At 68.5% G+C, this 18,716-nt stretch carries 17 protein-coding genes; 10 read left to right on the top strand and 7 right to left on the bottom strand.

Annotation, left to right across the window (positions count from 1 at the left end; all coding sequences use genetic code 11):
• Positions 1-2 precede the first annotated feature (2 nt).
• Positions 3-788: an OmpA family protein gene (locus OC534_RS05040; RefSeq protein WP_017357294.1), complete on the top strand. Its 786-nt coding sequence runs from the start codon at positions 3-5 to the stop codon at positions 786-788.
• A gap of 20 nt (positions 789-808) precedes the next feature.
• Here OC534_RS05040 and tssA read toward each other — a convergent pair whose 3' ends face one another.
• Positions 809-1,870 carry a type VI secretion system protein TssA gene (tssA, locus tag OC534_RS05035; protein WP_017357295.1) on the bottom strand — a complete coding sequence of 354 codons (1,062 nt, stop codon included), beginning with the start codon at positions 1,868-1,870 and terminating at the stop codon, positions 809-811.
• 179 nt (positions 1,871-2,049) lie between these two features.
• Here tssA and OC534_RS05030 point away from each other — a divergent pair, with 179 nt between their 5' ends.
• The 5 genes from OC534_RS05030 to OC534_RS05010 all read left to right on the top strand — a co-directional run bounded on the left by OC534_RS05030 (position 2,050) and on the right by OC534_RS05010 (position 8,767).
• Positions 2,050-2,682, top strand: coding sequence for a decarboxylase (locus OC534_RS05030; protein ID WP_246864012.1), 633 nt, complete (start codon positions 2,050-2,052; stop codon positions 2,680-2,682).
• Between the two features lie 136 nt (positions 2,683-2,818).
• A complete protein-coding gene (locus tag OC534_RS05025; RefSeq protein WP_262071495.1) occupies positions 2,819-5,626 on the top strand; it encodes a type VI secretion system tip protein VgrG in 2,808 nt (935 codons plus the stop codon).
• Positions 5,627-5,629: 3 nt separating this feature from the next.
• Positions 5,630-6,487, top strand: a complete 858-nt coding sequence (locus tag OC534_RS05020; RefSeq protein ID WP_153164013.1) for a DUF4123 domain-containing protein — start codon at positions 5,630-5,632, stop codon at positions 6,485-6,487.
• Between the two features lie 70 nt (positions 6,488-6,557).
• Positions 6,558-7,073 (top strand): DUF3304 domain-containing protein, encoded by a 516-nt coding sequence (locus tag OC534_RS05015; protein WP_037591195.1) that lies wholly within the window; start codon positions 6,558-6,560, stop codon positions 7,071-7,073.
• Positions 7,070-8,767 carry a DUF2235 domain-containing protein gene (locus OC534_RS05010; protein ID WP_017355993.1) on the top strand — a complete coding sequence of 566 codons (1,698 nt, stop codon included), beginning with the start codon at positions 7,070-7,072 and terminating at the stop codon, positions 8,765-8,767. The genes OC534_RS05015 and OC534_RS05010 overlap by 4 nt, the downstream gene beginning before the upstream one ends.
• 28 nt (positions 8,768-8,795) lie before the next feature.
• On the opposite strand, the gene OC534_RS05005 is transcribed toward OC534_RS05010, so the two are convergent.
• A complete protein-coding gene (locus OC534_RS05005; protein ID WP_026070764.1) occupies positions 8,796-9,176 on the bottom strand; it encodes a VOC family protein in 381 nt (126 codons plus the stop codon).
• 223 nt (positions 9,177-9,399) lie between these two features.
• Between OC534_RS05005 and OC534_RS05000 the strand changes: the two genes are divergently transcribed.
• Positions 9,400-10,314 (top strand): hypothetical protein, encoded by a 915-nt coding sequence (locus tag OC534_RS05000; protein ID WP_262071494.1) that lies wholly within the window; start codon positions 9,400-9,402, stop codon positions 10,312-10,314.
• 95 nt (positions 10,315-10,409) lie between these two features.
• On the top strand, positions 10,410-11,177 hold the full coding sequence (locus OC534_RS04995; protein WP_262071493.1) for a SapC family protein: 768 nt from the start codon (positions 10,410-10,412) through the stop codon (positions 11,175-11,177).
• Positions 11,178-11,240: 63 nt separating this feature from the next.
• Here the strand turns inward: OC534_RS04995 and OC534_RS04990 are convergent, their stop codons facing one another.
• Together OC534_RS04990 and OC534_RS04985 are read right to left on the bottom strand one after the other, a co-directional pair.
• Entirely contained in the window at positions 11,241-11,957 is a 717-nt protein-coding gene (locus tag OC534_RS04990; protein WP_017355997.1) for an MgtC/SapB family protein, read from the bottom strand.
• Positions 11,958-11,961: 4 nt separating this feature from the next.
• The gene (locus OC534_RS04985; RefSeq protein ID WP_262071492.1) at positions 11,962-12,282 is read right to left on the bottom strand and encodes a putative quinol monooxygenase; all 321 of its coding nucleotides are present in this window, start codon (positions 12,280-12,282) and stop codon (positions 11,962-11,964) included.
• Between the two features lie 197 nt (positions 12,283-12,479).
• Here OC534_RS04985 and OC534_RS04980 point away from each other — a divergent pair, with 197 nt between their 5' ends.
• Together OC534_RS04980 and OC534_RS04975 are read left to right on the top strand one after the other, a co-directional pair.
• Positions 12,480-15,209: a TonB-dependent receptor gene (locus OC534_RS04980; protein ID WP_262071491.1), complete on the top strand. Its 2,730-nt coding sequence runs from the start codon at positions 12,480-12,482 to the stop codon at positions 15,207-15,209.
• A gap of 168 nt (positions 15,210-15,377) precedes the next feature.
• Positions 15,378-15,815: a DUF4124 domain-containing protein gene (locus OC534_RS04975; RefSeq protein WP_136004929.1), complete on the top strand. Its 438-nt coding sequence runs from the start codon at positions 15,378-15,380 to the stop codon at positions 15,813-15,815.
• A gap of 32 nt (positions 15,816-15,847) precedes the next feature.
• On the opposite strand, the gene OC534_RS04970 is transcribed toward OC534_RS04975, so the two are convergent.
• The 3 genes from OC534_RS04970 to OC534_RS04960 all read right to left on the bottom strand — a co-directional run bounded on the left by OC534_RS04970 (position 15,848) and on the right by OC534_RS04960 (position 18,493).
• On the bottom strand, positions 15,848-16,786 hold the full coding sequence (locus OC534_RS04970; RefSeq protein ID WP_136004926.1) for a hypothetical protein: 939 nt from the start codon (positions 16,784-16,786) through the stop codon (positions 15,848-15,850).
• A gap of 99 nt (positions 16,787-16,885) precedes the next feature.
• Positions 16,886-17,527: a hydrolase gene (locus tag OC534_RS04965; RefSeq protein ID WP_153164019.1), complete on the bottom strand. Its 642-nt coding sequence runs from the start codon at positions 17,525-17,527 to the stop codon at positions 16,886-16,888.
• A gap of 90 nt (positions 17,528-17,617) precedes the next feature.
• Positions 17,618-18,493, bottom strand: a complete 876-nt coding sequence (locus OC534_RS04960; RefSeq protein ID WP_153164020.1) for a pirin family protein — start codon at positions 18,491-18,493, stop codon at positions 17,618-17,620.
• Positions 18,494-18,716: the final 223 nt, after the last annotated feature.

Genomic DNA, 18,716 nt, shown 5'->3' with positions numbered 1-18,716 from the left:
CCATGCGCCTTCGTTCTGCTTATGTACTTGTCCTGGCCGTACTGACGTCGATCGGCTCGGCCGCTGCTGCCGGCCAGGCCGCGCCGGCGGCGGCTGGCACCGAACGGCCGGTCGTGATCGAGGGCGTGGTCCCCGACCAGGCCACCAAGGCCCGTCTGCTGAAGAACCTGCGTGAGGTCTACGGTGCCGAGCGGGTGGTGGACCGTGTGCAGGTCGAGTCCATCGCCACACCGCCGAACTGGGGCGACTACGTGGCCGGCATGATCAACCCCGGGCTGAAGCGGGTGTCGCCGGGCAAGCTGGAGATCAACGGCCAGTCGGTACGGGTCAGTGGCGAGGTCGGCAATGAGGCGCTGCGCCAGCAGGTGGCCAGTGACCTGAGCCTGGCCAGCAACACCTCCTACACGGTGACCAACGCGCTCAAGGTGGGCTCCCAGCAGAAGCTGCTGGACCAGACCCTGGCCAACCGCATCATCGAGTTCCAGAGCGGCAGCGCCAAGCTGACCCCGCTGGGCATGCGCATTCTCGACGAGATGTCCGAAAAGATGGTGCAGATGGGCGATACCAGCTTCGTGGTCATCGGCCATACCGACAATGTCGGCCAACGCGAGAGCAACCTGGCGCTGAGCCATGCGCGCGCCCAGGCGGTGAAGGCGTACCTGGTGCAGAAGGGCATCGCCGCCAACCACCTGGACGTCGTTGGCAAGGGGCCGGACGAGCCGGTGGCCGACAACGCCAGCCTGGACGGTCGCGCACGCAACCGTCGCATTGAATTCAAGATCCAGTAACGGCGTGACGCTCGACGGGCTTATTGCCCGTCGAGATTCTGGTTGATATCCAGCATTTCCTCCATCTGGTCGAGCACGCTGGAATCCTTGATGACCCGCTTGAGCCACACGTGCAGCGGCATCTCGCCCCAGCGCGCGGCCTTCTCGGCCAGATACGCGACCGGGCTGTGCGGTTCGGTGCGGCGGAAGAACTCGGCCACCTGCCGCAGCTGCTGCAGCGCTTCCTTGCGCGTGGTGGGTGCGCCGCCGGGGCTGCGTGCCGACGGTGCGGCGGCGTCGCCGGGGCCAGGCTGGGCGGTGAACGCGTCTTCGGCATCCAGCGCATCGACCACCTCGCCGTCGAGCAGCACGCCGGCATCGCGCGCGAACCGCATCACCGTACGCTGGATGTGCTCGATCTGTTCGCGGACCGCGCTGAAACTGGGGCCATCCAGGCCGAGCCGGTTGTCCACCGCTGCCTGCAGCGTTGCCAGTGCATCGGCGCATTCGGGCAGGGTTTCCAGCAGCTGCCGATAGAACTCATGCTGGGTATCGCGGCGTGCCGCTTCCAGCTGCTCCAGCCCGGGGCGGTCGTCGTGATAGTCGCCGCCGTTGCTGGCGCGGGCGTGTGCGACTTCGAAATCGGTGAGCGTGAAGCGGCCCTGCGGCGCCGAGACGATCGGCACGTTGCGCAGCCACTGCAGGGAGTTGCTGAGCAGCCAGCTCAGGTTGCCGATGCGCTCTTCCTGGTCGTCGTCGGGTGCCTGCGGGTGCACCTCGTCCCAGTACTGGTCGCACAGACCGGCCACGACCCGGTACCCCACCGCCAGCCCGCGGAAGCCCTCGACCTGGGTGGCCGCTTCGGTCAGCCAGCCTGCCAGGCGCAGGTCCTTGGTGCGGGTCTGCAGCAGGTCGGCGCATTCGCGCGCGACGCTGGACCAGTCGGCGTACTTGATGTCGGTCTGCCACTCGCCCTGGTCCAGGGTCGGGTCGTCGGCGCGCCGGCTTTCCTGGATACGGTCGAACTCGGGCGAGAAGGCAAGGTCCTCGCCGGTGGGGGCGTGGTCGGCGATGGGGGCCAGCAGGGCATCCTGATCCAGCATGGCAAATCTCGTGATTGGGAACGTGCCGATTCTAGCCTGCGTTTGCGTGCGGGGTGACGGCGCGCCGGGGTGTTTGCCTGGTGGCCGGCGCCGGTGCATAGTGCACGCACCGTGAGGGGCCGCGCCCGCGATGGGGCGGGCAATCCATGACTGACTGACACCGGGGAAGGGTCGCCGACATGCAGGGAAGGACGATTTCACAGGCGCTGTTGCTGGCGCTGGGGCTGGTGGCCGGCCTGGATGCCGCCGCGCAGGCCACGACCGATGCCAAGGTCTTCGGAGGATGGCGCAACCTCCATTCCGAGAACGGCGCCGAGCCGGCGCTGGAAGACATTCCGTTTGCGATGCTGCCGGCGGAGGCCGCCAAAGGCACACGGTTTGCCGTGCTGGATCGCGAGGGCAAGCGCACCGTGTGCTGCATGGTGGTCACCAGCGACCGGTTGGATGCGGCGGCGCTGGAGCAGCGCTACCGGCTGCCCGGGGTATGGATATCGGACGTGCTCAATGAGGGCACCACCGAGAGTCGTCCGTACGAACCGCGCGTCTATGAAATGAAGCGCGACGGGGCGCTGCAGACATATGCGTTCTTCGACGCCGCCGAGGCGTACAGCGATCTTGGCGGATTGCTGCTGCCGCCGTCGGCCACGCTGGATGCGGCGGGCAATGTGAAGGTCGGCGCGGACAGGTACACGCTGCAGTTCCAGTCCACGGCCTTCGCCGATGACGACGGTGCGCTGGATCGCTTCACCCTGCGGCCGGTCGGCAAGCCCGGCAAGCCGGTGATCGTCGAAGTCCCGTACGGGACGTATTGAGACAGCAGGGATTGACGTCGCTTTAACATACCGCGTCATGCTTGCGTGCGTCTGTCATTGGCATCTGCTACCGTCGTGTCCACAGGGGATGGAAGCGTCGCGGGCTGCGCCCGTTGCGTGCACGACTAGGTGAGCCATGGATGCAATACGGAACCTGATGACGCAGGCGGCCCGGTTGTCGGGTGAGCAGCGTCTGTACCAACTTTCGCTGCCGGCCGCGCCGGATGTGGTGGTGGAGCAGTGGCACGGGCAGGAACAGCTGTCGCAGGGATTTCGCCATGAGGTGACGTTCCTGTCGCTGCAGGCCGATCTCCCGCTGGAGTCCTGGTTGGGCACGCGCGCGAGCCTGCAGACCCGGTTGGCTGATGGTGCCCTGCACAGCCGTACCGGGGTGGTGACCGAAGCGCATCTGCTGGGAGCCGACGGCGGCGTGGCGCGTTACCGCATCGTCTTCTGCGATGCCAGCTGCTGGCTGGCGCAGACGCGCCACAGCCGCGTCTTCCAGGACCAGACGGTGCAGCAGATCGTGGACAGTGTGTTCGCCGCGCACCAGGGCCACGTGGCCTGGCGCTGGAGCGAGGAGGTTGCCGATTTCCTCAAGGGCGCGCGTCAGCGCAGCTACTGCGTGCAGTACCGCGAAAGCGATCTTGATTTCGTGCAGCGGCTGCTGGCCGAGGAAGGCCTGGGCTGGCGCGTGCAGCCCGATGACGGCGATGGCAACGACGGTGGTCATGCGCTGGTGCTGTTCGCCGACAGTGGCGTGCAGCCACAGGACGCGGTGAGTGCGCGCAGCGGCGGCATCCGTTTTCACCGTGCCGATGGCACCGAGCAGAACGATGCCGTGCAGGCACTGGGCCAGCGGCGCCAGCTGGGCGCGCAGGCGCTCTCGCTGCACAGCGACGATTACCGCACCGTGCGCTCGCTGGGTGCCGGCGTGCCGCTGGAAGGCGGCGGGAGCGGCGGGCGTGAGCTCTACGATCCAAGCGGTGCCTACGCATTCGTGGATCGGCACGAAGCGGACCGCTACGCGGGCTTGATGGCACAGGCCAGCGAGGCCCGCTGGAATGACTGGCAGGGGCGCGGCACGGTGCGCAGCGCCACCGCCGGCCAGTGGCTGCAGCTGCGCGATCTGCCCGGCGATGTGCCCGAGGAGCTGCTGCTGGTGTCGCTGCGCCTGGCAGGCATCAACAACCTGCCGGTCGATGTCCGTGACGCGCTGGAGGCGGCCCTCGGGCCGGCCGTGCAGCCCGATGCCGACGCTGTCTTGCTCTGGGAAGACGCGCGCCGGCATGGCTTTGCAGCCACCTTCGCAGCGGTAGCGCGTGACCAGGTGTGGCGTCCGATCCTGCTCGACGAGACTGGCGCGCGGCTGAATCCACGTCCCCTGGCGCCCGGTTACCAGACCGCCGTGGTGGTTGGCGATGCATCCCGTGGCGAGGGACCGCAGGAGGTCCATGCCGACGCCCTGGGCCGGGTCCGGGTCCGCTTCCACTTCCAGGCCGATCGCCGGGACGCAGGCACCGCTCAGGACAGTACGTGGCTGCGTGTGGCGCAGCGCTATGCGGGTCCGGGCGTGGGCAGCCAGTTCCTGCCGCGCGTCGGCCAGGAAGTTCTGGTGGGCTTCCTGGAGGGCGACATTGATCGGCCCGTGGTGGTGGGCAGCCTCTACAACGGACAGGGTGAGGCGGGCGTCGCCCCGACGCCCGCCGGAAAGACCACCGAGAGCGACACCAGCGCCTATGCACAGGCGACCGACCGGATCGCCAGTGCACAGGGCAATCGCAGTGGCGGCCAGGCGCCCGTGTGGCACGCCGCTGCTGCCGGCGACGACGCACACCGTCATCCAGGCGCGCTGTGGGGCGTGCAGTCGCGCGAGTGGGCCGGCGAGGGGCATTCGCGCCTGCTGTTCGACGACAGCGACGGCCAGTTGCGCGTGCAGCTGGCGACCACGCAGGCAAGCAGCGCGCTGACCCTGGGCCACCTGATCCACCAGGCCGACAACTTCCGCGGCAGCCTGCGTGGCGAAGGCTTCGAACTGCGCAGCGATGCCTGGGGCAGCGTACGCAGCCGCGCCGGCCTGTGGCTGAGCGCGTATGCGGCCGGCCCGGCGTCGCCGGCCGGCACCGTGTCCGCGCCGGTTGCGCTGTTGAACCAGTTGAACACGCTGGGCACCACGTTCGCGCAGGCCGCCGGCACGCACCTGACGGTCAAACTGGCCAGCGCCGAGGGCGTGGGGCGCCCGCAGCATTCCAGGCTGGTCGGCGACGCTGCGCCGCTGGAGGCAGTGCTGCGCAGCGCCCGCGCCACGGTACCTGGCGATGCCTTTGCCGACGCACGGGGCGCCGCGGGCGACCGCGACGGGTCGGCCGGGGAGGGCCGGGTGCCGCATACGGGCGACCCCCTGCTGGGCCTGGCCGCGCCGGGCGGCGTGCTGCATCGCGCCGGCCAGTCCATACACTGGAGTCTGGGCGAGACACTGACGCTGGGCAGCGGCCTGGCCAGCGAAGCCATCGTGCTTGGCCAGTCGCGCTGGCACAGCCGCCAGGCGATCGGCATGCTGGCTGCCGCCCGCACCGGCGAGGGCGCGCAGACGCGCACGCTGAGTGTGGTGGCGGGCCTGGGCGAACTGGACGTGCAGGCGCAGAACGACAGCATCCGCGTGCAGTCCAAGGCCGCGCTGCGCGCGGCAAGCGCGCAGGCCGCGGTGGAACTGGCGGCGGGGCGCACCGTGCATGTGGCCACGGCCGGCGGTGCCAGCGTGACCATCGAGGGCGGCAACATCACCTTCACCGCGCCGGGCACCATCACGGTGCACGCCGCGAAGAAGTCGTTCCTGCCCGGCGGCAGCGGCAACTACCCGTTGCCGGTGTTCCCGCAGTCGGTATGCAAGGAATGCCTGCTGCTGGCCGCGCAGCGCGCCGCTCCCCTGACCCCGAAGGGCTGAGCGATGCTGCCGATTCTGTTTCCCAGTACCGCCGTAGTGTCGCTGGACGCCGCGTTCCGGCGCTATCTGCTCCTGGATGGCGCCCAGTGCGAGCGGCCCCAGACAGTCCTGAAGCGGCTGCCCTATGCGGCATCGCGGCTGTTCGACGGTCTGTTGGCCGACGGCAGTGCCGACACCTCGGTTTTTCTGGTGCCGCTGCCGGAGGCGCTGGATCTGCAGGACGCGCTGCTGCGATTGCAGGACGGTGTGCGGTCGCTTGGCGCCTTGACGCTGCTGGAGTCGCCGCTGGAGAGCGGCGAACTGACCCAGCGGCTGGCGCGCCGCCTGGATGCGCGGTATCCGAATGGCAAGGAATTCATCGCGCGCTTCTACGACGGCCGCGTGCTGCCGTGGTGGGTGCAGGCGCTGAACGATGCCCAGCGGCATGACTTCCTGGCGGTGGGCGAGCGCTGGCATTACGTGACGCACGACCACCAGTGGGACACGCTGGCCCTGCACTGCCCGATGCAGGATCCGCATACCGTGCCGTGGACGCTTGACGCGCCGCAGCGGCATGCGTTGATCGACGCGTCGTATCCCTACACGCTGATCGAGCACTTCCAGCTCACCGACCCGGAGCTGCTGGACCGCCTGCCGTCGGCGAACTGGTATGCGTTCATGCGCAACGCGGTGGCCGTGGCGGCGGCGTTCGGCATCGAGGACAGCCGCCGGGTGGTGATGGTCTGCACGTGGGCGCTGCTGGTCGGCGACGACCTGGGTGAGGATCCGGATTGGCAGGTGCGGTTGCGCGACTTCGCGGACGGGCGGCGCAATGCAAAGGAGATCGGCGATGAGGTGTGGCCGATGGAGGAGAGCTGGTGAACGCACCGGGCATCATTCAATCGTCAACCGGGTGCGCGCATCGCGCCGCCCACTGCGTCGTGGAGCCATCATGCTGAGCAACAAACCGCTGCTGTGGATCGTCGTGGCCGTGATCGTCGTGGCCGCTGCCAGTGCAGGCTGCGCCCGCGCGATGGCCAAACCGACGCCGCGCTCGCCGTACCTGACCTTGTTTGCCTTCAACTACAGTGACCGCTACCTGCATGACGTGCGCGTGGACGGCAAGTGGATGGGCGGCGTCTCGGCCTATACCAACGGCGGGTCGGTGATGGGACCGCTGGCGCCGAAGCACGACAAACCGTTGTCGATCCGGGTCGAGTGGGAGCTGTCGGACCGCTACGATCTCACCACCAACACCTACCAGACCGCCGGCCCACGCGAGCCACGTTCGGCGGTGGTGACGGTGCGGCAGCCGTATCCGCCGGACCCGCGCACGCTGCTGCTGCATTTCTACCAGGACGGCCATGTGGAGGCCGAACTGATCGACCGCTCGAAGGATTACTGGGATTCCCGCCGCGAGGTGCTGCCCAAGGGCCACATCGCCAACGACGGAGCAGCGCGCCCATGACGGCCCAAGACCCAACCGCCATTCCCGGCCAGGTCGACCTGGAGCCCGGCTCACCCGAGCCGGTGGCCGACGCCGACCCCACCGCACGCACCGCGCGGCTGGCGCGGGGCACCCGCCCGATGACCGACGCCGAGCGACAGCAGCGCCAGGCGGCGCAAAGCTGCTCTCTGCCCGACAAGGAGGAAGCGACCACCGGCTGCAGCCAGGCGCTGCATTTCACCGTTTTCTTCGACGGTACGGGCAACAACCGCGATGCCGAACTGGCCAAGGGCGAATCCGAACGGGCGTTGTCGAACATCGCGCGACTGTACAGCGCGCGGATCGATGGTCGCCCCAATGTGGTGTCGACCTACATTGCCGGCGTGGGCACCCCCTGCCCGGAAGTGGGCGATACCGGCGGCATGCTTGGCCTGGCGATCGGCAAGGGCGGGCGCGAGCGCATCGATTACGCGCTGGAAGAGCTGGACATGAAGATCCAGCAGCAGCCGGCGTCGATGCGTATCGTGATCCTCAACGTGGCGGTGTTCGGCTTCTCCCGCGGGGCGGCGCAGGCGCGCGGTTTCGTCCGCGACCTGGTTGCGCTGTGCAAGCGGCAGCCGGACGGCACCTGGCTGTATCGCGACAGGACACCGATCCGGATCGGCTTCGTCGGCCTGTACGACACCGTGGTGTCGGTATGGCCGTCGCTGGTCCATGCGGCGGTCAATGCGGGCAACGGCCACAACGGTTGGGGCGAGGGCATGCGCATTCCGCCGATGGTCGTGCAGTCGGTGCACATGACCGCCGCACATGAGCTGCGAGGCCAGTTTCCGCTGGATTCCACCCGCGACGATGCGCGCTATCCCGACAACACCCAGGAGATCTGGTACCCGGGCGTGCACTCGGATGTGGGCGGTGGCTACGATCCGCAGCACCAGGGCCGGCAGAACAGCATTGCCCGCTTTGCGCTCAACGAGATGTACGACATCGCGCTGGCTGGCGGGGTGCTGCTCAATCCGCTGACCCGCCTGCCGTCGCCGGTGCGGGCCGAGTTCGACAAGACAGATCCGGAACTGCAGGCGGTCTACAACGCCTACCTGCAGGCGGTGCGGATCAAGCGCGGGCGCATGGAGGACGTGCAGGCCGCGCACATGGAGCTGCTGCACCGCTGGTTGAAGGTGCGCGTGGCGCGTGGCGACAAGCTGCCGTCGATGCAGCGCCTGGCACAGCGGCAGCAGCAGCTTGAGGAGGAGGTCAAGACATTGCGGCGGGAGAAGATGCGGCTGCGCGATCCGTACGGGAACGACTACGCCGCCTCCAGCATGACCAGCGAGGAGATCGCCGAATGGAACCGGGCGTCTGATGCGCTCAGCGCGCGCAGCGACGCGCTGGGCGAGGTCAAAAAGCAGCGCAAGGGCCTGGCCAGCGAGACCGATACGCTGGTCGGCAAGATGGTGGCGCTACGACGCAAGCGCGAGCGCGGCAAGACGTTGACCCTGGCCGAACGCACCATGCTGGACGCCTGGGACAACAAGACCCTGCTGCCGGAGGCGGTGGAGACGTTCTTCGACGGCTACGGCCACGATTCGATCTCGCACTGGTTCATCGGCAACCTGGCGCAGTGGCGGGTGCTGTATTTCGGCGACACCAAGTACAAGCCCGGCGAAGTGGTGGAAGGCGCAACCGCGCCGCAGGAGCAGACCGAGCCGGCGTGACCGCTGCAGGCCGCGCCGGGGGGCGAGGTCAGTCGCTGTGGCCGCGATGCACCGCTTCGACGCGGTGGCCGTCCGGATCGACCAGGAAGGCCGCATAGTAGGTGTCGCCGTAGTCCGGTCGCAGCCCGGGGCCACCGTTGTCGGTGCCACCGGCCGCCATCCCGGCGGCATGGAAGGCCTGCACCGCCGGCTCCGATGGCGCCGCGAACGCGAGATGGAAGCCATCGCCGGGCGGCGCCGCGTCGGGCGTCAGGTTGAGCAGCAGCAGGTCCTGATCGTCGACCAGGCCGTAACCGATCGATTCCGGGCCGTCGAACACGCGGCGATAGCCGAGCGCGCCGAGCGTAGCGTCGTAGAAGCGGCCGGCACGCGGCAGATCGCGCACGCCAAGGGACAGGTGATGCAGCATGCGCTCGGTTCCGGGCAGGGGGGGGCTGAGCATACCGCGACCGCTGCCGCGCCACAGGCGGGACGGTCCACGCGTCGCGCGAGGTCGGCAGCCTGGCGCTCGATTCGCCGCTCAGCCGCACATCCACGTCGATTGCCTGCGCGCGGGCATCCTGGCACCCCACTGTCTATCATTGCTGCCGGCGCCGCCGCGTGCACGGACTGACCAGAGCAAGGACCCCGCCATGACCGATACCTCCGCATACCTGCTGCCGGCGCCGCGCGCCCTCTGCGCCGTTTTCCTGTTGGCCGTGCCGTGGGTGGCCCTTGCGGCCGATACCCATGATGCCGCCGGCAACCGGCTCGAGTCGTTGATCGAGCAGCCCGGCACCGCGCCACCGCCGACGCTGGAAGGGGGTGATCCGGACATGGCGCAGGCGGTATCGCCGCTGTACTGCACCGCCGACCGCGCCTGGTGCGTACGCCTGATCGCCAGCCGCAACAATCCCAGACCCTCTCTGCAGGTGCAGGAGTTCGTGCCGGGCGAGCCCGAGCCGCGCGACCGCCATGTGGGCTACACCGGCCCCGAACGCGACGGCCGGTTCCAGGTCTGGCCCTACCTCCTTCGCCTTGCGCCCGGCCTGGGCGCACCCAGCGCACCCACCGATCCGGCGCAGGCCGCGTTCGAGAACGTGGTGGTGGGCGTCATCGTGGAGCGGACGTCCGGCTATTCGGGAGGCGGTGCCTCCAGCAGCACGCTGCTGCTGGAGACGATCTATCACACTGACGAAGGGGCGGAGACCAGCAGCGTGCTGTCGCTTCCGGTGGCGGGGCAGGCCAGCATCCGTGCCTGCTACGGCGAGCAGGATGCCGCCCTGCGCAAGGGCGCCTGCCACGACGAATACCGCTTCAGCGCCACCCTGTCGCTGCTGCCGCAGGGCCGTGGCATGCCACTGCTGCGCTATGCCAGCACCGCCACCCGTTTCCCGGCATTCGCCTCGCGCAGCCGCGATTCGCTGGCCAGGGGCGCGCTTAGCGACCGCGACCTGCGCACCGCGCGCGATCCGGACTGCAGTTTCGAGCGGACCCTGCGCTTCGATTCGGGCCGCTACGTGGCCGAACCGGCCCTGCCGGACTGCAGCGAATTCACCGAACTGTAGGCGGAAATCATCGCAAAGCCACGCTATAGTGGCCGATCAATGCGGTGCCCGCTTTCGCGCCCGGGCCGACTGGCGCGTCGTCAATGACTCATTCCATGACTGCTGAAACGAATACCCCGGCCGCTGCGGCCGCGCCGACCGGTCCGCTGTTCTACCGCCAGACCGTGCCGCTGAGCGCTGAAGCGCATGCCAACTGGCGCCTGCGCACCGAATCGGCCAGCTTCGCCGCCGGTACCAACTCGCTGCCGGTGGTGGTGGGCGAGTTCGGCTCGATCGCCCAGTTCTACCCGATTCTGTTCACCGGCAAGGAAGCCGTGCCCCTGGCAGCCGTTGGCCTGGCCAAGGACAACCTGTTCGTGACCGATGGCTACTGGGCCGCCGATCATTACGTGCCGGCCTACGTGCGCCGCTACCCGTTCGTTTTCATCCAGACCGACGACCCGCAGAACTACGTGCTGGGTCTGGATGCCGAAGCCGAGCAGGTCAACCAGGGCGATTCCGACGAGGGCCAGCCGCTGTTCGAGAATGGCGAGCCGACCGAACTGGTCAACGCGGCAATGCGCTTCTGCGGCGACTTCACCCGTGAGCACGAGCTGACCCGTCAGTTCAGCGCGGCGTTGATCGAGCAGGGCCTGCTGGTGGACCGCAGCATCGACGTGACCCTGTCCAACGGTGCGCAGATGTCGATCAACGGCTTCCGCGTGGTGGATGTGGAGAAGTTCTCCAAGCTGCCGGACGCGCTGGTTGTGGCCTGGCACCGCAACGGCTGGCTGGCGCTGGTGCACCACCACCTGAGCTCGCTGGCGCGCTTCAATGCACTGGTGCAGCGCCAGAGCGCAGTGCCGCTGCCCGCCACTGCCTGATCGGCGTCGCGCAGTACACCGGACGGCGGCCTGCGGGCCGCCGTCCGCGTTTCGGGGGCGGGGTCAGTCGCGGGTGCTGACTTCCCAGGTGGCATGCAGCACCCCCGGTTCGTGCTGCAGTCGGGCGACGACGGCATCGAGCTCATGGGCCGCCACGGCAGTACTGACCAGGATCGCGACGATCTCCACGGGTGCATCGCCGTGTTCGACCACCTGCACATCGCCCACCGGGTACTGCGCCGCTTCCAGCAGCTCCACCAGGCGCTCGCGGACAACCGGCGTGGCGATCGGATCGGCACTCAGCCGCACCTCGTACGTGGCCTCCGAAGCGGCCTCGTTGATCGGGATGCGGTTGATCGCGTTCACGAGCGGGCGCAGCAGGGTATTGCCGGCAATGACCAGGGCGGTCAGCAGCACCCCCTCGGCGAGCATGTCGGCACCGGTGCAGCAGCCTACCGCCGCCGAACACCACAACGTGGCCGCAGTGTTGAGCCCGCGCACGTTCATGCCTTCCTTCATGATCACGCCCGCGCCGAGGAAGCCGACGCCGGACACGACGTAGGAGATCACCCGGACTGCTTCGGTGGAGCCGGCAATGCGCATGCCCAGGTCGACGAAGGCGGCCGCGCCGACGGCCACCAGCACATTGGTGCGCAGCCCGGCGGTGCGCTGGCGGTACTGGCGTTCGGCGCCGATCAGGGTGCCCAGCACGAACGCCGCCACCAGGCTGACCACCGTGTCCAGGAACGGGTAGAGCGAGAAGGTCTCGATGAAGCGCATGGGCTCAGTGCCAGCTCTGCAGCAGTTCCAGCACCTGCGGCTCGCGAGGTCGTTGCAGCAGCTCGGGGAGCAGCGCGTCGTAGGCGGCGCGGTAGTCGGTCGACTGGTGCGCCAGGAAGTCCTCCACGGAGGCCTCGTTCCAGCGTTCGTACAGGGTGAACAGGGTGGGGTCCTGGGCATCGCGGTGCAGGTCGCAGGACACGAACGCCGGCTCGTCCGCCATGCGGTCCACCAGCGTGTGCAGCGCGTCGAGCCAGTCCTGCACCCGTTCAGGCTTGACCTGGAGCTTGACGTAGAAGACCAGCGGGGTATCGGGGGCGCTCATGGCAGGCTCCAGCAGGCAATGGCGCGGAGTGTAGCCGCTGGCGATGACCGCGCGTCGCGCTTAGTCGGAAACCCGATATGCATATCCCGGTCGGTCATTTCACCCGCAGGCCCCCATTCAGCAGACTGGCGCCCCTCCTGGCCCGCATCCCTTGCATCGCGCGCGCCGGCGCTCCGTTTCCCCACCCTGGAACCTGCATGTCTCTGCTCCACCGTTCGTTGCGTCCGCATCCCCTGGCCCTGTCGTTGTTGCCCCTGCTCGGACTGGCGCCGCTGGCCGCCGCTGCCCAGGACACGGCACCTACCCAGCTCGACGCCGTCAAAGTCACCGGATCGCGCATCCCCCGTGCCAGTGTGGAGGGGCCGTCGCCGGTGACGGTGATCACCCAGGAGCAGATCGAGGCGCAGGGTTACCGCAGCGCGTTCGAGGCCCTGAGCGCGCTGACCGAGAACACCGGCAACGTGCAGGGTGAGGACTTCGGCAACACCTTCACCCCGGCGGCCAACACCATCAACCTGCGCGGACTTGGCCCGAACCGCACGCTGGTCCTGGTCAACGGGCGGCGGCAGTCGGACTACCCGCTGGCCTACGAGGGCTCGGTGAACGTGGTCAACCTGGCCAACATTCCCAGCGCCCTGATCGACCGGATCGAAATCCTCGCCGGCGGTGCCTCGGCGGTGTACGGCTCGGATGCGATCGCCGGCGTGGTCAACATCATCCTCAAACCCCACTACGATGGCGTGGGCATCAACGTGCGCGCCGGGACCACCGAGCAGGGCGGCGGCGACAACCAGCGCGTGCAGGCGGTCGGTGGTGGCTCGGGCGACCAGTGGGACGCGATCTTCGGTCTGGAACTTGGCAACCGCAAGGCGATCTACGGGTCGCAACGCGACTTCATGGATTCGTTGACCGACGATCCGCGCGGCGTTGCACCGCTGCCGACCGCGGTGGCGTATCGCCGCAATGCGGGCAGCGGCAACTACATCGATCCGGGCCTGGATGGCTGCGATGCGACCAGCGGCCTCTACGGTGGCAGCGTGTTCCGCGCGCAGAATCCACGGCAGGGCGCCTACTGCGGCAGCAACGACGCGGCCGCCACGTTCTGGACCGTGCAGACCGAGAAACGCAACATCGACGCCTACAGCGCGCTGACCTGGCGCCTGAACGACCGCCAGGAACTGTTCGCGGACGCCGCCATCGGTACCGCACGCATTTACAACAATACCCGTGCGCCGACCTGGACGTCCTCGCGCAATTACTTCTACAACCAGAACAGCGGTCAGTTGGAAACCTGGTACCGACGCTTCGCGCCGGAAGAAATCGGCGGCGTGCAGAGCAATGCCAACCGCTTCCTGGAACAGTCGTGGTCATTCAACGTGGGCGCGCGCGGCAGCCTTGGCAGCTCGGACTGGGACTATGAAGCGGCCTACAGCCGCTCGCGCTACGAGAACCGCACGCGCCGCCCGGTACTGCTGGCCGGCATCAACGACTATCTGCTCGGGCCGAAGCTTGGCACGCGCAACGGCGTGGACGTGTACGCACCGGACCCGACGCGCCTGTACCGGCCGCTGTCGCCCACGGAGTACGACGGGCTGTCCGATACCCAGGAAAGCCGCAATGCGGCCTGGCTGCAGACCGCCAGCGTCAGTGTCAACGGCGAACTGTTCGCCCTGCCCGGTGGCCGGGCCGCGCTGGCGGCGGTGGTCGAAGCAGGCAGCCAAGGCTACCGCAACCGTCCCGATCCGCGCCTGGCGACCGGTGAATTCTGGAACACCAGCGCCGGTATTCCCGCTGGCGGTGAGCGCGACCGTTACGCGGCCGGCGTGGAGCTTCAGCTGCCGCTCCTGGAGCGTCTGACCGCCACTGTGGCCGGCCGGTACGACCAGTACCGCGCCGCCGGCGATCACATCGGCAAGGCCACATGGAGCGCCGGTCTGGAATTCCGCCCGGTCGATACGCTGCTGCTGCGCGCCAGTGCGGCCAGCAGCTTCCGTGCGCCCGACATGAACTACGTGTTCGCCACCGAGACGCGCGGCTACAACCCGGGCATGACCGACTACTGGCGGTGCCGTACTGCGGGACAGGCCTACGACGACTGCGACTACAGCGGGCTGGCGATCGACTACACCAGTGGTGCCAACCCGCAGCTGCAGCCGGAAACGGCACGCTCCTACGGGCTGGGCGCGGTGTGGTCGCCGTCGGCCAACCTGGATGTCACCGTCGACTATTACGACATCCGCATCGAGGACGAAGTCACCAACCTGGATTCGACCCGCATCCTCAAGGACGAGGCCGACTGCCGGCTGGGCCAGACCGTCGGCGGCGACGCCCGCGACATCGCCTCGGCGCAATGCCAGGACGCGTTGCGCCGGGTGATCCGCAACCCGGCCGACGCCGCCGTGCAGCCCAACCAGGTGGTGCGCGTGCTGATCAATCCGATCAATGCGGCCGCCGAATCGGTGCGCGGCGTGGACCTGAAGGCCAACCTGCGCTGGGACGCCGGGCGCTACGGACGCTTCTCCAGCCGCCTCGCGTACTCACTGGTGATCGACCACGACTACCGGCAGTTCGACGGGGATGCCATCCAGGACCAGCGCAATTCGCTGGATTCCTACCAGTGGCGCAGCCGCATCAACGGCAGCGTGACCTGGGCGATCAACGACTGGACCGCGACGCTGTACGGGATGCGCTACGGCTCGTTGCCGAAGACCGACGGCAGTGGCCGCATCGCGCCGTACATGACCTACAACGCCAGTCTGTACCGCCGGCTCAACGACAACGCCACGCTGGGCTTGATCGTCAACAACCTGCGCGACAGCCGCCCGCCGGCGGACCGCAATGGCGGTGGCTGGCCGTTCTATCCGGTGGGCAACTACGACCCGTACGGCCGCCAGTTGTGGCTGGAGTTCGACTACCGCTTCCTGTAATGCAGCACATCGCGTCATCCCTGGAGGCCCGGCACTGCCGGGCCTTTTTGTGCGCGCTGTGACGTAGGGGAACAGCGCGGCGTTGTACGGTTGCGACGCACGTCGGCACCTTATCCAGCCCCCCTCGGCGATGCTGCCGGCACGATGAAACAGGGGAGCGTGGGGCGAATGAACAGGATGATCTGGAGCGTACTTGTGTGGCTGGCCTGCATGCCCGCGCATGCCCAGACGGTGTACAAATGCGTGTCCGCCGGGCAGGCGCGGTATCAGTCGGCGGCGTGCCCGGAGGGCCGCACCGAGCAGACCTGGAGTGCGGTACAGCACCGCCCGGTGCGTTACTACGCCGCCTATGTGGAAGCGCTGCGACGGGAGCTGAAACGTGACGCTGCCGCGCGACGTGGCCGGCAAGCGATGCCTGCCGCCCGCCGTGGTCGCGCCACGGCAGCGCCGGGGGTGCGCGGCCATCTGATCTCCGTGCATCGCGATCCGCAGGCCTGCGCTGCGGCCCGGCAGCGGCGCGAAGCGGCGTATCGCGCGGCGGGGCTGACGCGCGACCTGGCGCTGTCCCGGCGCCTGGACGATGCGGTGTTCGAGGCGTGCCGGTGAGGCGGGGTGCGGGGTTGCAGCTGCGAGAACGATCAGGCGCGCGCGCGGGCGCGCGGCTGGGGGCGCGGCGTCCTGCGCGCGAGCAGCAGCGGGCGCGCCAGCCAACGTGCGAGCAGGTACTGCACCAGCAGCGACAGCGCGATGACGGCAGCGGCGGTCACCAGATTCAGCCACGGCCGTTCGGCGGTGGCGGCGACCAGAGCGACGAGTCCGGCCAGCGGCGTGAGCAGGGCGAGCGCGGCCGTGCACGCCAGCAGGGCCGCGGCCGCGCTGCGCGCGGGCGGCACCGGGGACACCAGGCCGGCCAGCCCGTCCCACACGCCGCGCGTGCCGACCACGGCGATAGCCACCAGCAGCATCGGCATCGCGATACGGATCGGCAGCGGCACCTGCGCGGGCACATACGAGATCAGCGGAAGATCCATCAGGCTTGCCAGCAGGAATGTCCAGCCGCTCCACATCGCCAGCAGGCAGGAGGGCCCGAACACGGCCACCACGCCGGTGCGGACATCCGCTGGCCGGGTGGTGCGGGCCGGGTGGCCGGCCTGTACCGCGGCAAACATGGCAAGGGTCAGCAGGCCGGCCCAGCCAAGCAGTTCGGCGCCGTGTACCAGCACCGGGGCGAGCGGACCCAGCGGCTGCAGCAGCCCGGAGAGGGCCAGGCCGGCGGCATGCCCTGCAATCAGCAGGCCGACGAACACCAGGCCGGCACGCCAGCGGTGATGCAGGTCGTGGAGGCCGAGGGCGTGGGTCAGCACCACGCCGATCAGCCAGGTCAGCAGCAGCGGTTCGGCAGCGCGCTCGACAAACGCCAGGGTGCGGCCTGTCCAGAGCGGTGCCGGCAGGGGGGCCGTATCGGCCGACAGCGGCATCCACGGCGGGTACCACTGCCACAGTGAACCCGCCAGCAGGAACGCAAGCGACAGCAGAGTCGCCTGCAGGGGCAGGCGCAGTACGGGCTCCCCGGGCATCGTCGAATCTGTTCCCTGTGTTCGTCGATGCTCAATCGTGCCGCAGGCGCGGAGTCCTGCCAAGTCCGCGCCTGCACATTCACCTGTTGGGGAACCGGCTTACGGGGTGCGGTCGTAAGCGAACTGGATGCCGGCCGTGCCGCCGGTCCGGATGAACAGATCGATGAAGGCCGGTACCGTGTCGCTGCGGTTCCAGTCGCGCTGAAGCTCGCAGAACAGCTGCGTCACACTGATCAGCACACCACCGGCCTGCTCGATGCGGCGCAACGCGGCATCATGCGCGGCCAGCGAGGTGCCGCCGACGGCATCGACGACCACGTAGACCTCGTAGCCTTCGCGCAGCGCATCCAGCGCAGGGAAGGTCAGGCAGGCTTCGGTCCACAGTGCGGTCATGATCAGCTTGCGCCGGCCGGTGGCTTGGACCGCCTGGCGGAACGCCACGTCTTCCCACGAATTGATGGTGGTACGGTCGTAGGTGGGGTAACCCTCGAGTACCTTGCGCAGTTGCGGGATCGGCGGCTTGTTCAGCCCGGTCTGGACATTGACCGTGGAGTGCACGATCGGCAGTCCGTAGGCCACGGCGGCCGTTGCGGTGCCGACAATGTTGTTGACCAGCAACTGGCGGTCCATCGAGGCGATGGAGTTCACCTGGACCGGTTGGTAGTCGATGATGACGAAGGCGGCATTCTGCGGCGTGAGCAGCGTGTCGCTGGCGGGATCGCGGATCGGTTCACTGGCCATGATGGGGCTCCTGGGGGATGACGCGTTGGCAACGCGGGCGGCAGGCCTGCGCTGAGGGGCGCGGCCGTGCAGAGCGCACGGCCGCAGGCGTCAGTGCGGGGTGGCGGCCATGCGGCCGAAGCGCCCGCTGTTGAAGTCGCGCATCGCTTGGGCGATCTCGGCGTCGGTGTTCATCACGAACGGCCCGTGCCCGACGATCGGCTCGTTGATCGGTTCGCCACTGAGCAGCAGCACGGTGGCGTCCGTATCGGCCACGATCGAGACACCTCGACCGTCGCGATCGAGGATGACCAGCTGGGCCTCATGTGCGACCTGCTGGTCGTTGACGGTCACGCTGCCCTTGAGGACCACCAGCGCCAGGGTGCGACCGGCAGCGACCTCCAGCAACGTCTGATGACCCTGCTTGAGGCGCAGGTCCCAGACATCCATCGGCGTGAAGGTCCGGGCGGGGCCGGCGTGGCCCTCGAAGCTGCCGGCGATCACCCGCACGGTGCCGGCCCCGTCGGGCAGGGCAATCCGTGGAATGTCGCGGTCGAGCAGAGTCTGGTAGCCCGGCGTCGCCATCTTGTCGGCCGCCGGCAGATTCACCCACAGCTGCACCATGTCCAGCGTGCCGCCGCTGCGTGCGAACGACGAGGCGTGGTACTCCTCGTGCAGGATGCCTGCGCCTGCGGTCATCCACTGCACATCGCCGGCGCCGATATGGCCACCGGCACCGGTGGAATCGTGATGCTCCAGCTCGCCCTCGTAGACGATGGTGACCGTTTCGAAACCGCGGTGCGGATGCTGCCCCACGCCGCGGCGCTGGTCGGTGGGCTCGAACCGGTACGGGCCGGCGTAATCCAGCAACAGGAAGGGGCTCAGGTGCTGGCCGTGCGTGGTGTAGGAGAACAGCGAGCGGGCCGGGAAGCCATCGCCGACCCAGTGCGGGCGGGGGGCGCTGTAGACGCCAAGAACCTTCTTCATGGGGATCTCCATCCCGGGCGTGCCGGGCGATTTCTGTTGGAGATCACAATATTGGTGGAACGATAGGGGCGGTAGTAGTCAGATTATGGCCTGACCGTCCTATGGCGTGAACGATGGCATTCACCCGCCCGCCAGGCCACCGGCGCGTCGGAAATGCAGGCTGCGGTTCCGTCGCGCAGTGCGGCCGGCACCCACATCGGGCAGACGCCGACACTCCGCATCC

The organism is Stenotrophomonas sp. Marseille-Q5258 (assembly GCF_946900935.1).
Lineage (GTDB): Bacteria > Pseudomonadota > Gammaproteobacteria > Xanthomonadales > Xanthomonadaceae > Stenotrophomonas > Stenotrophomonas nematodicola.
The sequence above is the reverse complement of the archived record's forward strand: the minus strand, read 5'-3'. Positions and strand labels throughout refer to the sequence as shown.